Annotated in this window: 12 protein-coding genes; all 12 read right to left on the bottom strand. The window is 40.2% G+C overall.

What is annotated here, in order from left to right; translation table 11 throughout:
• Positions 1 to 79 precede the first annotated feature (79 nt).
• The 12 genes from DW938_RS09175 to DW938_RS09120 all read right to left on the bottom strand — a co-directional run bounded on the left by DW938_RS09175 (position 80) and on the right by DW938_RS09120 (position 15,754).
• Positions 80 to 826 carry a helix-turn-helix domain-containing protein gene (locus tag DW938_RS09175; protein WP_118124579.1) on the bottom strand — a complete coding sequence of 249 codons (747 nt, stop codon included), beginning with the start codon at positions 824 to 826 and terminating at the stop codon, positions 80 to 82.
• Complete coding sequence (locus DW938_RS09170; RefSeq protein ID WP_118124578.1) at positions 813 to 3,335, bottom strand: VirD4-like conjugal transfer protein, CD1115 family; 2,523 nt, start codon at positions 3,333 to 3,335, stop codon at positions 813 to 815. Before DW938_RS09170 ends, DW938_RS09175 begins: the two co-directional genes overlap by 14 nt.
• A gap of 12 nt (positions 3,336 to 3,347) precedes the next feature.
• A complete protein-coding gene (mobL, locus tag DW938_RS09165; protein ID WP_118124577.1) occupies positions 3,348 to 6,557 on the bottom strand; it encodes a relaxase MobL in 3,210 nt (1,069 codons plus the stop codon).
• A 2-nt stretch (positions 6,558 to 6,559) separates the two neighbouring features.
• Positions 6,560 to 6,985, bottom strand: a complete 426-nt coding sequence (locus DW938_RS09160; RefSeq protein WP_118124576.1) for a hypothetical protein — start codon at positions 6,983 to 6,985, stop codon at positions 6,560 to 6,562.
• Positions 6,986 to 7,334: 349 nt separating this feature from the next.
• The gene (locus DW938_RS09155) at positions 7,335 to 7,706 is read right to left on the bottom strand and encodes a hypothetical protein (RefSeq protein WP_118124575.1); all 372 of its coding nucleotides are present in this window, start codon (positions 7,704 to 7,706) and stop codon (positions 7,335 to 7,337) included.
• Between the two features lie 2 nt (positions 7,707 to 7,708).
• Positions 7,709 to 8,275 carry a hypothetical protein gene (locus tag DW938_RS09150; RefSeq protein ID WP_118124574.1) on the bottom strand — a complete coding sequence of 189 codons (567 nt, stop codon included), beginning with the start codon at positions 8,273 to 8,275 and terminating at the stop codon, positions 7,709 to 7,711.
• A 10-nt stretch (positions 8,276 to 8,285) separates the two neighbouring features.
• A complete protein-coding gene (locus tag DW938_RS09145) occupies positions 8,286 to 8,588 on the bottom strand; it encodes a DUF3217 domain-containing protein (RefSeq protein ID WP_118124573.1) in 303 nt (100 codons plus the stop codon).
• A gap of 16 nt (positions 8,589 to 8,604) precedes the next feature.
• Complete coding sequence (locus DW938_RS09140) at positions 8,605 to 9,777, bottom strand: Ig-like domain-containing protein (RefSeq protein ID WP_118124572.1); 1,173 nt, start codon at positions 9,775 to 9,777, stop codon at positions 8,605 to 8,607.
• Positions 9,774 to 12,449, bottom strand: coding sequence for a DUF87 domain-containing protein (locus DW938_RS09135; protein ID WP_118124571.1), 2,676 nt, complete (start codon positions 12,447 to 12,449; stop codon positions 9,774 to 9,776). Before DW938_RS09135 ends, DW938_RS09140 begins: the two co-directional genes overlap by 4 nt.
• Positions 12,418 to 12,744 (bottom strand): hypothetical protein, encoded by a 327-nt coding sequence (locus DW938_RS09130; RefSeq protein WP_118124570.1) that lies wholly within the window; start codon positions 12,742 to 12,744, stop codon positions 12,418 to 12,420. Before DW938_RS09130 ends, DW938_RS09135 begins: the two co-directional genes overlap by 32 nt.
• Positions 12,745 to 12,747: 3 nt before the next feature.
• Positions 12,748 to 15,312, bottom strand: a complete 2,565-nt coding sequence (locus DW938_RS09125; RefSeq protein ID WP_118124569.1) for a collagen-like protein — start codon at positions 15,310 to 15,312, stop codon at positions 12,748 to 12,750.
• Between the two features lie 91 nt (positions 15,313 to 15,403).
• The gene (locus tag DW938_RS09120; protein ID WP_038672360.1) at positions 15,404 to 15,754 is read right to left on the bottom strand and encodes a hypothetical protein; all 351 of its coding nucleotides are present in this window, start codon (positions 15,752 to 15,754) and stop codon (positions 15,404 to 15,406) included.
• Positions 15,755 to 15,757 lie beyond the last annotated feature (3 nt).

Below are 15,757 nucleotides of genomic sequence, written 5' to 3'. Positions count from 1 at the left end.
TAACTAAGTATATAAACCAAAATCAATTATTTGATTTCAGACAGATAATCAAGAATGGGTCAGTTATAGACAGTTCATTTTACCCACTACCCCTTTTTAAGAAAAAAATCTCTAAAAGCCGCATTTTTTTCTTAAAACCTATTGACAAAGCCGAACTTTTGTTATACAATGAACTTGTGTTTTTAATGGGTGTGTTCATTGTAAAGCAATGAATGCTCTGCCTCCTGCTTGAGCGGCGGGGGGCTTTTTTTATTCTGCTGTGAGGAACATATATGCAGACAGTATATGTGTTGTCTGTAAAATCACCTACACGATTTCTGATTTTCTTCTTACGAATGAATTTGCCTTTTACAAGCTTTTCTATCGTCCTGAGAACGTCCTGACGGCTCATGCCAAGAAGCTTAGATAGATCATTATAGCTTTGGAAAAAACTCTTGTGCGAGCTGTCAGCCAGCTTACAGCACACTGCATAAACTCTGAATTCATTTCCATTCAATCTGCTCATAAGCTTTTTATCGATGGTAAAATATTTAGAAGCTGTAGATACGGCTTCAATAGTGTATGTATATGTGCCAAGCTTTCCGGGAGCATTTGTCTGGCGCTTCTGGGACTTGATAAACCCACTCTTGAGCAGTGAGCTTGCCGCACGCTTAACAGTGGATACCGAAAAGCCGCATAGTGACACAAGAGTTGTCTGCTTGACTGTGATCTCATAGCCAAGCAGATTTCTTTTTGTATTCTTGTGGATAAGACTATAGAATACACAGGCAAGCTTCAAGTCTGATGCCTGTGTAAAACGTGTAACAAAGCTGTTAGGTATTCGCATTTTTCAATTCCTCATTGTTAATGTATTGTTCCAGTGCCGCCCATTCATCGGCAACAAAATTGCTGCGTATATCAGGACGTTTCTGTATTTTCTTTATGTAGCCCCTTGCAGCGGCATAGTTTTTCTTTTCAATAAGGCTGCTAAGCTCATCTCCTGCAAGTCCATTGACCTTATAGAGCAGTGCAGATATATCTACATATGGGAGTTCGCTTTGAGAAGCAGGGAAGTTATCGGGGAGATAAAGCTCGTCTGTGCTTTCATCAAAGCCGTCCTCGTCATCCTGAAAGCCATTGTCAGAATAAGCCTGGGCAAATATTTTTCGTGCTTCATTATCACGAAATTCTTTTAGCTGTTGGATATGCTGCTGATACTCTATGACCTGACGCTGCGCCTGACTTGCCTGTTTTTCAAGATTCAATGCAGTCTTATACACAAGCTCAGAAACTGCTCCGCCTGCAGCTTTTATTTTCTCAATATCATTAAGCTGCATATAGTATTTGTTCATAGCACTTTCTGCATTATTTTTCAGCTTATCAAGTCTATATTGATTGCCTATAACGCCCAAACTGTCCCAAAGCTCATCATATGGGTAAAGCACAGCAGAGAGGTCTATGTTATGGTTTCTTATAGGCAGATTTTCTACAGGTATTCTTGGCGGCTTATTCTCGATAAGGTGATAAGGCGTGATATTAGTTCGTATTGGCTCACAGCGCATTTTCTTCACTATGGCAGTGCCGAACGGCAACTTTGAGAGCTGTGTTGTATCGAGCAGAGCCTTGCGGTCAACGTGTTCACCTTGGTGATCAATAAAGCCGTATAGGCTGCCGCTGAATGTAAGATAGTTTACGGTCTCGTTTCCTATCATTTCGGAAAACGCTTTGTTTGTGTTTCCGTTAAGAGAGAGTATGTATATCTGAATATTGCAAGCACCCTTTATGCCGTCCTCTTCTTTATCATACTTTTTGAGCTGACCATAGTCCTGCAGAAAAAGATTGAACAGAATATTAGCTCCTGGAGAAGCGTTCATTTTGCTGCTGAGGTCAGGAAGCTTTGTCATTTGACCAAACTCATCGTAGATATACTCTATTTTTCGTGGCAATTTTCCGCCCTGGTATTTTCTTGCCTGCTTTGCAAGGTACATAAAGGATTGGTCTGCAAACATTGAAGCTATTACATAACGTGATTTTTCTTCATACGGCACAAGCATATATATTATGCAAGGCTGATCTTCATTGATAAGGTCAGCAAAGTTTATTTCATTTTTAGATGTCAGCTTTTGAACACCCATATCCGTCATGAATATCTCAAGGTCTGCAGAGAGAACAGTGTATATTGAAGAACGTGTATCACCCTGGGAGAACTTTGACGTTGAATAGGATGTTCTTGCAAGACAGCCCACAGGCAGCGCATTGAACAGCTCATCGAGAGCATTGACCATTTTCTTATTGCCGCTTTCGTCCTCGATCACTGTATTGTATACGCCAAATTCAGTAAAGAATGTTGTTATGCTGTACATATTAACGTTTGACATATCACCTTTTTCATAGCCTTTATCAAGAAAATAGTATATCAGGGCGCTTAAAAGTGACCTTGCAGAGTCTGTCCATATTGCTTCACTTTGTACATCGTCTGTAAGACAGTGGGCAAACGAGCTGACAAGCTTAGAAGTTTGTGAAAGATCGTTGCTTCCGTTCCGTTTTGCAGCGAGATATTCGTCAATGATAAGTTGTAGAGGATTCCAACAATCAGATCGGTCCGTATCAATAAGATTAAGAGTGACTATCTTATATCCGTTATTTGCAAAATCTTCATATGTCAGTTCAAGCAACTCGCCTTTCATATCGTTTATGATAAGCGAGGGCTTATTTTTTGAGTTAGCCATAAGCCGCATACTTGGCAGCACATAGCATTCGCCTTTACCTGAACGAGGGGCGCCTACTATCATTGTGTTGTATGTACCAGTTTCAACATAGTACATACCATTGCTTTCACCAATGAGCATACCAGCTTGTTCTGCTGAATTGATATTATCCATAGGGACTGCCTGAAAGTGTTCAAGAAGCTCGTTATCTTCCATGAATTTATTATCGCCCTTGATGTCCTTGCTGTCATTCTTCATACGCCACAGAGTATGGAGCTTTACTGTTATACACAAGCCTACTACCATTGCCAGGATAATCTCAAAAATGAACATCATAAATCCTGGCGGAACAATGATGTTCCACGGCATAAAGTGCGTTTTTGAATAATCTGCACTGCCATTGACGGTGCTTATACTTCTCAATGACTTTATAACATAGATGAAAATGCTGTTAAAGATCACATATAGTATCGATGTAGCTATTGCAAATTGTTTTATTCTGACATTTCGGCGGTCTTTGTCTTTTTCAATAGGTGTTTTATTCACCGCATTTAAAATACGCATAGCAAAATCATAGATCCAGCCAAATACAAAAAGAATTTTTGCGATGATAAGATTTTTTATGTGCTTAAGTTTTTCAAGATCCATATTAGTTCCCCTTTATATGCTATGATATTGTTCTTTTGCTTTCGCCATTTCCTGCTCGATCTCAAATTCTCTCATAAGACGTGCGGTTTTTGCTTCTTCAGATTTAAGGGCGTTGCGCAGCATACTTGATGATTTATGAAGAAGTGTCCTCTGCGCCTGCATACAGCCTGCAAGTCTGAACTCAAATGGTATATCCGCTTTTTTACCGCTTATTATCTTTTTAGCAATGTCATTGCCTGAGCGTGCTGACTTTCTCAGCCATTGATATGCTGCTTTCTTTTGACCGTCACGAAGCAGCATTAAACCATAAGCGAGCTGTCCACTGTTGTTGCCGTTTAAAGCGCACTGACGGAAGCACTTTTCAGCCATTTCGTTTTTATTTTCAGACAGATACACTTTTCCAAGAATATACTGTGCATTTGGATCGTTGTATTCAAACGCAGAACGCTTAAGGTATTCTTTAGCTTTTGTATTATTGAATGAGCTATAATATTTGCCCAGAGTGTATATCGAAGGCTCAAAGTCCTTATCTGCGGCTGATGAAAGATAGCGTATCCCTTTTGAAACTTCTGTTGTTTTTTTGCTGTCAAGAAGAATTTTTCCTGCAGCATACATTCCAGGTATGCTATCTTTGTCAGCGGCATTCGTGAAATACTGCAATGCTTTTCGTCTGTTATTTTCAGACAGATACAGCTTGCCAAGGCGATAAGCTGCTATACCCATAGTATCGTCTTTGTGGTCGGCAGCTTGAAGAAGGTATTTCTCAGCCTGTGTATTATCGTTAAATTGCTCTTGATACAGTTTTCCGAGAGTGTATGCTGCATAGTAATTATCTTTTGCTGCTGAACGTTCTAAGTATGATGCCACCTTGTCATATCTCTCTTGTGAAAGATACAGCTTGCCAAGACTATATTCACACAATCCTGTTTTATCCTGTGCGTTTTCAGCACCCTTTATCAGAATTTTTTCAGCCTTTTGAAGATCTTTTTTGCTGTCGCTCTGATAGAGCTTACCGAGCATATATTGTGCTTTATAGTTATTGGAGTCCGCCGAGAGCAGCAGATATTTTTCAGCACATTCAAGGTCTATATCCGTTCCTTTGCCATTCAGATACATCATACCTATCTTGTAGCTGATAGTATCGTCATGGTTTTTAGTGAATACTTTCTCTAAACCTGTTAAAGCTTCAGCGTAAAAATCATGCGCACTTGATAGGTCTTTTTCTACTCCTTGTCCCAGTTCATAAGCTTGTCCTACGGCATAACTTGCGAACGGCATTCCGCCTTTGCTGCTTAGTGATCGCATATAATAGTCAAATGCTTTGGCATAGTCTGTTTCAACACCAGAGCCGTATTTGTATATGTTTCCGAGAGCAAAATAAGCATATTTATTTTCAGACAGCTTATAATGCTCTATGGCTGAGTTATAGTCTTGAGTAACTCCAAGACCATATTCATACATTTTACCTATGCGATAGTTGAGATAGGACTTTGTCCAATTATCACGTTTGTCATCACTCATGCTTACTATGGACAGCAGCTTGTGAAAATCCTCAAAGGCTTTGCTGTAATATTGCTGACTTAGTGTATCGCCGTCATTGGATTTTAGCATTTGGCTGTCATAAAGCTTGCCTATGTCATATGTTGCGAGAATATTTCCGCTTTTGCTTTCTATTGAGAGTATTTCAAAAGCTTTTTCGGGGTCTTTCTTTATGACTGCTGATTTGTTCTGTTCATTTCCGTACATATAGTCGAGGGCAAGATTATAGTTCTTGCTCCAATCTATGCGTAGACGTTCCACTGCCTGATCGCTTTTATCATTTTCAGACAGATACGCTTCAGGCTCTTGCGGAAAAATATCCGTGCTGTAGTCAGGAGCATTTGGTTCATACAACTCATCATAATTTCTTGAAGATAGGTACATTTCCAAATCATCAGGGATATCAGAGTTTTCTAAAGAGTCATAAGGCATAGCATCCTCTAAATCATCTTTTTTATTTTCAGACAGATACACTTTTGATTTCTGCGAGGAAATACCGTTGTTGTAGTCAGGCTCATTTTTCTCAGAAAAGCCTTCGCTTTCTTTTTCAGACAGATACGTTTTCTTTTTTGGAAAGTAAGAAGTATTATCAAGAGCTATATGGGATTGCAGATCCTCAGGTGGTTCAAAATTGACATTCTTTGTGTTGTAGTATTCACGGCAGATAGAAAGAAATGAGTTTCCTACTCTGGAGTAAAAACCTGACGGATCGTGAAGCTGATGTTCTTTATACTCAGCCCACCTTGAATTTTGTCCGTATCTGTTTCGGAACATTGCTTGTGTGCTGTCGAGCTTATGAAGATATGTGTCAAACATTATTTGCAAAGTTTGATTTTCTGATATGACAGATCTGATACAACTGTCAATCTCGTTTTTTGTCACATCATTTTGTTTTGCATACCACCACTGCTTGCCGCTGTTTTTTAGGTCATCAGGAAGCTTGTCGATAAGTGCGTTTATTTTTTGAATACTGCTTGCAAACTCGGACTTGATATGAGGTGCAAGCACGTTTCTTTGAAATTCAGTAAGGTTAGCAGCGGCGGCACTTTTGTCAATGAAGTGCGTCATTTCAGTTTTCAAAGCGTTGAAAGCTTTCTGCTCGATATCGTCTTGACCTTTGTTTTTGTATGTAATGCGTCTATCTTCAAGTCGGTGATATTCAAGAAGCTGATAATGGATATGTACATTACCTGTATTGACGTGAATGCTGCCGACCCAGTAGCAGTTACTTGCATCCAACTTTTCTGATTTGTCTATCATTTTGTTAATGCCTTTTCGTGCGGCTTCAATAAGTGCCTGGCGGTTGAGCTGACTGCCGACTATAAAATTATTCTGCCGCAGATATGCGTTATCAAATGAGATAACTCCTGCATATTTCGGACAGCCCTCAGAGCGGCTGACAGCTTCAAGCTGACGTATCTTGTCTATATCGGCAGGAGTCAGACTATCTTGTGTGCTTGTGAAAGCACCTAATGAGCGTTCAGCTTTTATGTTTTGAGCCTGACTTTTCTCGTTTGGTACAAATTCTGAATATACATACTCCATTTCGTTGGCGTGTTTGTTCGGCTCAAAAGCTTCAGGGCGGAGCATATAGTCCAGAAAATCGAATATCTTGTTGCCACCGTCACCGCTTATTCGCCACTTGTATACGAATTTGCATTTGTGAAATATTCCTGGTGTCATTATTAGTCACTCTGTTCGTCTTGCAGGGAGTCTGCACCCTTATCAACTGAGCGCTGATGTACGATGCTCTTGTAGTTGTCATTTGATCGTGACATGACGTCATGCGGTTCGCTGTCACTCAGACGCTTGTCGGCTGAGTGGAATTCCTGCACTTCGTAGAAGTGCAGAAGCGTATTAATTCCGTCACGCTCCTGATATATCATGCTGTTATTTTCTTTTGTGATCATTAGCAGCTTTTCAATATCATTTTCTATATTCGCCAAGCGATCAACGCTTGCGGTATGTTTTACTTTACTGTAAGTGCTGTCTATCAGAAATGCAAGACAATCACTGTAAGTTGAAAAGTCTTTTAGATTCTTTATCTCCACAAACTTTTGAAAATCCTGCTCGGAAAAAGAAAGCAGTTTATTGATAGGTTTGCTTTTCATTTTTTCATCCAACCTTTCCGTGTAGTTTGATTTTATTTTGTGATATCTAAGTTAGAGGTGTGGGTCAAGAGCATAAAGGCGTGACCCCCACGCCTTTTGGAAAGCTCGGTAGAACCGAGCTTTCAGATGGGGTACATTGACCCCCATCGGGTCTTTTTCTATATACGATTTATATACGATTTTTTGTATATATTTGTAATTTATATATTTTATATATATTGCAAATCAAAATTTATATATGATTTATATACGAAAACTTCCTCTATTTACTTCTTTATATACGAATTATATATTTTTTGTGCTACAATAATCTGTATATATTTCTATTATGTAAACAAAACAGGCTTATTTATGAATTTTCTTTGTCCGAAATTTCAAGTATCCTGAGAATTTCTTCATTTGTAATTGAGTTTTCTTCGGAATTTGTTATCGTTTCTGTAAGCAGATTTTCGATTTTTTCTGTTGTATTTATCATTTTTTGCGCTGCAATATACACATTATTTATAGTGGAATTTGCACCCTCTGAAAGGCGGTCAAGCTCCTGATTTACTAACGCACGAACGATAGGCGGAAGAATATTTACAACAAAATCATCACGGCTTTTTACATAGTCTGATATAATTTTGTTGTAAAGAGTGTTCTGAGAAATTCCTTCATCTTTTGCGATTTTGTCAATTTCATTTGCCACTTGTGTGGGAACATTGCGAATTTTAATATCCATTTTCAATTACTCTCCTTATATACTTCATTGTAGAAATCAGCTTCATCACCATATTTTTTTGCTATCTCTTTGCTGTTGCCCTTGAACACGTTAGGGAGAATTTGCGGTATGGTGTAAAGGAAAAAGCCTTGCTCAGGTGTCCACTTATTTAATTCAAAGTAATATGGTTTACGTCCTTCTTCTTTTATATATACAGCAGTGAAATTTTTGTCTGCAAACCTTATCTCTTCAATGCTGTTATATTGGAAGTGGTAATCCTCTTTTTTATCTTTATAGTAAGCAAGCTGCAGTTCATTTTCTGTAGCTTTTATGTGCAAAAAATGCTTAGGATACCGCACAAAAATCTTGCCTGTTATCATTGCGACAAACACAAAAAGTGCTGTCAGAAAATAAAAAATCAGTTCTGCTTTTGCAAAAAATGCAGATAAAAAATACATTGTCAATGCACAAAAAGATGATATCATCACGGCATATTTAAACTTTGTTAGCTGCTTTTTTAATACCTGAAATTCTTCATCTAATGAACCGTTATCTTCTCGTACCGGGTATTCAAAAAGAATATTCTCCAACGTTTTCACCTCACTTGTTCTGTGACGAAATGGTTATATCACTGCTGCATATCTTCACTGATTTGTCCGTAAAGGTCCTCAGTTCTCCCTTTGCAACTACTACACAGCCTTTGTGCAAATGATTTTTTGCAAAGGAGATCGTGCTTGCCTCGTTGGCATATACAGTGAAAACATCATTAAATCCTTGCTCTCCTTTTTTGACTTTTCTCGGTACGGCTATAAGAAATTCTATTGCATAGGCATTGATGATTTTTACTTCTGAAACCAAGAATCCTATGATTCTTATTTTATTTGACGAGTTGTTAAATAGCATTTTTATTACCTCTTTTCTATTCCTTGACGGTCACCATACAGCTTGCCTGCAAGCCCTTATCTTCTGTTACTGCGGATATGATAGCTTTGCCTTTTGCAACTGCTGTGACCCTTCCATTACTGTCGACTGTTGCTATGTCTGGACGGTTGCTTTCCCATTTTACGTTTTTATTTACGGCGTTATCGGGTTTGACTTCTGCACGAAGCTGAGTGTGCTCGCCTATCTTGATCTGAACGTCATTGTACTCAAATTCTGTTGTGAGTTTTATGGAATATACCCTTGCCTGTGTTGTGGTGGTTTCAGCTTGTGCAGGCTCATTATGTGTTGCTGCTGTGGTTTGCGGTGGTGCATATGCAGGCTCTTTATGTGTCGTGCCGGTGGTCTGCGGCGGCGCATATGCAGGCTCATTGTAATCCCTTGTTTCGGCAGGCTGCGTGTTTATTTCTGCTGTTGCAGGCTGTCGTTTCTCCGTGGTAGTCCTGCTCGTTTGAGATGCTTCGGCAGCCTTTTCACTCAGATCATGTGTGGTTGGTGCTGTAGCTTGTGTTGTCACTGCTACAGCTTGTTGGCTCGTGATTTTAGATGTTTCAGAGTTGTATAAACTGCTTGTTGTGTTCGCATTTGAGCTTTCCTCAGAGTACCCCGGAACTATTTTCACGGCGTGGGTCTGCATATCTTTTCTGTCTATAGTTACTCTAAGTGTGATAGTTTTCCCTTTTTCGGTGTGCGCCGGTATCTTCTCACCAAACTCGTCATATGCGTCATCATATTTTGTGTCAGGCATAGAAGTTTTAATAACCACACGCATTATTTTGAAATTCGACGGCGGATTTTTTACTATGATCTTTCTTGAATAATCGTCATACTTATTGCCTGCTGTGAACTTATGATCTGTAAGGTCGTCGTCAAAATTTACAGCCGTAACCTCAGGATATGTAGCTCCAGTGTCAGACCCTGAAAGGCGGCACTTTATGACAAATTCGCATACATTGTCGTAATACGCTGCGTCTGTCACCTTGATATTATAGCCGTTAAGTGACATTGTTTTGTTATAGCCGTTGCTTTTGCTTTTGTATGTAAGTGAGGCTATCCAACTGTTGGATGTGAGAAACAAAACAGCCAGAACAGCAGTAACAATAGTGAATATCTTATATATCTTACTGCTCGCTTTTGGACTTACTACTTTCATTTTGTCGCCTCCGTTCCAGCTGCCTGAAGAAGTTCTTTTATAAGATTATCAACCATTTGAATGATCACAGTGTCGATATATTGGCTTATGTGCTGTTCGATTTTTAGGTAAGAATATGTTTCTGCAAGAAAGCATTTTCTGAAATAATCAGCGTCCATTTTTCTCAGCATAAGACCGTATTCCTGCTTAGTGTGCTCATTATAATAATGAGAAAAGCAGTTGTGTATGATCTCGATCCTGTCCTGAGCATTGCCCATATACAATAGCTGTCTTGCTCCGACTATTCTTCTGCAATGGAGCTTATCTCTGTCCGAGTCCAACGACAAAAGCATTTGTCCCGGTTCAAATGCTGTGCTTTCTCTGAGCTCTGCATATGAAAAACGAGGAAAGGCTTGATGAAGAATTTCAATGCTTTCCGGCGATTGTTTGAGTATCATTTTGTACTGGACAAGTGAGAAAATAACCTTGATCGAGCCAGCTGCCGCAAGATTTCCGTCTGGGATAAAGTCAAGTATCGACTGCGTTGCGAACCATAGCCCTGCAAAATATTTTCGTGTACGGCGACATAGTTTTTCTATAAACTCCGTTACCTGAGGGTATTTTACGGAAATGAAACGGTGTGCTTCATCAATAAGGCACACAACGTTTCGCATATCCCATGGATTGATAACGTTTTGATTATATCCTATGTTTTTGCATATGGTAGCCCACATTATAGTGAGTATGTTGAACAACTGTGCGTTATAAACATTGTCAGCCATTTCACTGATGCTCTTAACATCGAAGATGATAAGATCGTTGCTTTTGACATCAATGTTCGTTGCCCCGTCAAACATACCGGCGTATGCGCCCTTGCCGCAAAGCTGCTTTATGTATACTTGTATATTGCAGTATGCGTCATATTTTCTTTTAGGCAGAGAATCCGTTTGTGACAGCTTTTCAGTGACTTTGTTGTTCACATCGGTAAAGCAGGGAAACTTATCAGGCTCTAAAAGTGTTATATCTGTTTCGGGGAAAATGCCCTTGTCAGATAGACATTCTGTCACAAGATCCATGAAGATCTCCATAGTGTACATATCTATTTCAGGTATATACATAGACATAAATGTGCGTATTCGTGACATCTCTGTGGCAAAATTCTCTCTTGCCTCGTCCTCAGGTGAGATCTCATCATCAACTCTTGCATCGACCACCTTGCATATTTGAAGGGGATTTATTTTTGAGCTGTTGTTGATTTTTATTGTCTGACCGCCGTAAACTTTAGCCATAGGCTGATATTCACTTTCGATATCGAGTACCATTACTTTATTGCCCAAAAGCAGCTGATCCTCAAGCATTGATTTGAAAGTAACTGATTTTCCGCCGCCCTTCAGACCGAACGCAAGCAGATCGAATGAGTTACGGTTCTTTGTCCTTTTAAACGTGTTTAGAATATTCAAACCGCCTGTTTCCGTGAATCCAAAGAAAAGTCCTGTATCATCGATATGTGACTGATAATAGAAAGGAAACTGCCTTGACAGTGTATCAAAAACAGGAAACGGTGTCTGAATAGTGTTGCTTTTATCATCGATAACAGAAAGAAACTCATGCTGTGTGGTATTTGTCGGTATATACGCAGACAGACCACTGAGCTGCAGCTCATGGATTAGCTCTTTTGAACGCTTGCTCAAGGAGCTAAGTGAGGCGTCTTTCAGAATGTACCTGAGCGTAACATAATATATCTGCTCATTGCCGTTTTTTATGTTCTGATAAATGATCTCAAGCTTTTGATACTCGGTATTTGTATCTATCTTATCGGCAGCATCTTGAATAATTCCTCCTCGTGACTCTAACTCACGCAGGGATGCACTTATCTCATCTATGACTTTATCCTTTTCAGATATGCTTATATCCCATACTATGGTATCATCAGATTGTATTACCATTTGAGCCAGCTTGAGGTCATCGATTTCCGCTGCATAATCATAAACAACTATCGTCTGTGCATATACATCATTTACTTTGTAGTAATTAGGTCGAAAAGTTATCTTCTCAGGTAAAATAATCTCATTCAGGCTGCCTTTTTCAGATAGCTGCTGATTTTCTGTATTCAGACAGATAAGCTTGTTAAGCGTGACGATTATTTCATCATCGGAACACCACGATACGTCTATATCTCGCATATGGCTGATAAAACGTTGTGCACCGTTATAGATTTTCTTCTCGTCATCGGAGTATATGAAAAGATACGCCATTCTGTCAAAATGGCTGCTCTCAAAGCTGTCAAACAGCTCGTACTGTTCGTTGAGCAGATATTCGGAATATCTGTTTATGCTTTGCTGACTTTTGTATTTTATAAAAGCTTTTTGGTTAGCAAGATATGGCGTTTTTGATGTGAAAACATACTTGTGACCTGTGCCTATGGATAATGTTGCTTTCGCAAAATTATTGAAAACAGTGTTGCGGTCATAGTCATTAAGGTCAAATATATCCATTCCCGATACCGCAAGCACGCCCATTTTGAGCGGCTTGCCTTTTACTTTCAGCTCGACTATTCCGTTATGTATGCTTTCAAATGACAGACGTGACATTATGCTTGACGGATCATCTTTCAGCTTTTTGGTCTTTTTTTCTCTCGCAAAGCCTTTGGAAGTTTCGATTTTACTTTTCAATGTCGATGACTTCTTTTTCATTATTTTGTTCTCCTTCCTTGTGCTTATGCAGCGTTTTATTTGTCATAAGATAGCTGAGCCACTCAAGCCAAGCCTCTGCAAAGCATTTGCAGGGGTCAGAGGGGCTTTTGCCGCTCATAATAATAAACACTGCGCCACAGAATATGATAAAAGGAATGCCAAGCTTAGAGCTGACCAACATTCCCGATAACTGCGAGGCTACCAAAAGAGTAACTATAAAGCCAACTATTTTGGTAAGGTTTATGTGTCTAAATATACGCTGCTCCGTTTTAGTTTTTTTCGGTACTACTCCCATAGCTTAGTTTTCTCCTTCCTTATTGAAGCCGCTGCCGCTGTTATTATTCGGCTCACTGCTGTTGCTGCTGTTTGTCGGTTTTGGAGCGTCAGAGCTGCTGCCGCCGTTTCCTGCACTGGCGTTATTGCTGCTTGCAGGATTTGGAATATTAAAACCGCTGCCGCTCTTGCTTGCGGCATTGTTGCTATTTTCACCTGATGGTGTTGGGGCGTCAAAGCCACTGCCACGGGCAGGCTGAGATGTGCCGTTATTATTGCTGTTATTGTTGCTGTTTCCATTGTTGTTATCGGCTCTTGCGTCAGTTCCATTTGTGCCGTCTTTGCCTGCTGCGCCTTGCGCACCTCTGTCGCCTTTAGCTCCATTCATGCCGTTAGTGCCATTTAAGCCGTCCTTTCCGTCAGCACCCTTTGAAGCGCTGCCTGCGCCGCCTGATGAAAAGCCCTCTCCTACAGACTCTTTTACGTTATTGGCAATGTTGTCTTTTGCATTTGAGAATGTATCTTTTATTGAGCTTGGATTTGTTGCTGCATAAGCTGCCTTTGCTCCTGCGTCAGTGTGTCCGAAAGCACCTCCGACCGCTCCTGCAACAGTACCTGCCGACGCACCGCCTATGGCTTTTCCTATCTTTCCGGGTACAGTTGAGCCTCCTTGTACGCCACCGTAAATTCCTCCTGCAAAGCCTTTGGCTGCACCAACAGCACTGCTTGCGGTATGCTTTGCAACACTTCCAGCACCGTGGATAACTGTGCTGCCTGCACGAGCAAGTCCCATTGTGGCATAACTGCCCATTTGCATTGATTGATTTATTGCCATCATTGTGGCTGCACCTGATTTAACTCCTGCGTCAATGCCAAACAGCTTTGTCAACACCTCTGGACCGTCTATAACAAACTTTGCGCCTGCTATTATAACTATGAGCATTACCGCAAAATTGCTGCCGTATTCCGAACCTTTTATGCCCCATATAACGGCTATGTATATTCTTAAAAGAATTACAACTATCATAAGAATTATGTTTGAAAGCAGCATATTCTGGATAGCTTTTTTAGCTCTGCCTGAGCCGTTAAGGTCTGTTGCTATGATAAAGGGTGTAATGAGCTGTGCAAACATTATTTCAAATAGCGTAGTTGCTATTTTTATTCCGCTGAAAATAAGGCAGATAGCCACTGCAAGCATAAGCACAAAGGTTGACCAGAAGTCGATATGATAATAATATAAACAGTCAACCGTGTAGCCGCTGGTTATATTTCTGCGTATGATCTGCTCTACCGAATTAAGATCATCATAATCTTCCTCGTCAAAAAGAGGAAAAGATTGATATTCTGCATTTACTGGTTCTGCATCTTTGGCGGTATTTGTATTTGCCGCTATGTTAAGCTCCCTTATAACATCATCCTTGATAATGTCAAGTGCTTCCTCAACAGTATGTGCGTTTGCTCCTACCTCCTGCGTTTTGCCTGCGGCAGCTACAGCAGGGTGGTTTGCTATAAGGTCACGAAGATATGTATTATAGTTAATGACATTTGTTATCCTGCTGCCGTCTGGATAATGCAGATCTCCAAGTGTAGCACCATAAGGACAAGCGTCACCAATAGAAGCTGACAAAAATGTTTCATAATCTTTTTCAGACAGAACGCTTCCGTATATTGAGCCTGATGTGCTGTATACAGAACAGTATACCTGCATATTTGCACCATAATCTGCACTGAGTATAAGCTCTCCATTTGCATTCTTTAGAACATTATATTCATTTTCAAGTCCTAAAAGGGACATCATATTCTCTGTGGTTAGACTATTGTACTTTTTCTGCTTAGGATATACGTCATGTATATCTGTAAGATAACGGGTAGTCCAAGACTTGCTATCGTCAGGCTCAATTCCACCTGTTATCTGAATGTCCTTTACATTTCCTGAACTGCCCACAGTATCGAGGTAAGTCATCATCTTCTTATTATCAACGCTGTTTTCAACGTCATATATTCCCGACGCCAGAAGATCCTTGCCCAATGTTCCGACAGTGACTGTGCCGTCTTTGTCGACCGTTGTTTGTTCAGATTGATCATTGATCTTTATGTTCTGTGCTGTTGTTATACCCTTGCTGCGAAGTGAGTTGCAAGAAGATATGAATGCCGGAAAAGCCACAAGCAGTATAGTTGCAACCAAAATACTCATCAGAAAATCAGACACCTTGATCTTATTTCTGAATATCACGAGAGCACACGCTCCAAAAACAAGTGCAAGGCTCATGATAGACAGAATAATTGTTTGCATTTGACTTAAGCTGAATTCGTCCGACAGGTAGTCGAAGAAATTGAGTTTGAGTAATGTTTTGACAGCCTTATCAAAGTAATCTATCACATCACAAAGAAAACTCAGTATGTTAAATTCTATATTTATCAACAGATCACGAAAATGGTTCTTTATTGTTACCATTTTCAAAATCTCTGAGGAACACCCTGTATATCCCAGTTCTGCTGCACAAGCCTGTATACTGCCGCAGCCGCTCATAACAATGGCGGTGATGAATATAAGCTGATACCATACCTTTTTGCTTTTCATGTACTTCAAAATAATACTCCTTTCTGTCTATCTGTGTATGCCCGTAAGAACGCTAGGGATAACGCTTTTACGGACACACACAAATATGTGTCCGTGCAGATCAAGCTACATATATTGAGTCTAGGAAAGCGTCACCGAAAACGAGCAGGGCAGCAGCCACGCCAATAGCGATAAGCCAGCCCTTGACTGAGGATATGCCGTTTTTGCCGCTTGCACCGAGGCATATAACAACGCCGACAAGACACAGTCCAAGCAGTGCTTTGGCTGCAATGGAAAGCCCATTTTTGTTTTTGGTGATCCAGGTGGCGACCGAAGCCCATACACCTGAGGTTGCGTCTGTTTCAACATCGGCAAAGGCTGCAATGGCTGATGACAGACAAGCTGTCATAATTCCGAATATACGAGCACTAAGCTTTATGCTCTTTTCTTTGATTTTTTCTTTCAGTTTCATAAT

This window comes from Ruminococcus sp. AM43-6 (assembly GCF_003461785.1).
Lineage (GTDB): Bacteria > Bacillota > Clostridia > Oscillospirales > Ruminococcaceae > Hominimerdicola > Hominimerdicola aceti.
This window is presented reverse-complemented; position numbering and strand designations above follow the sequence as displayed.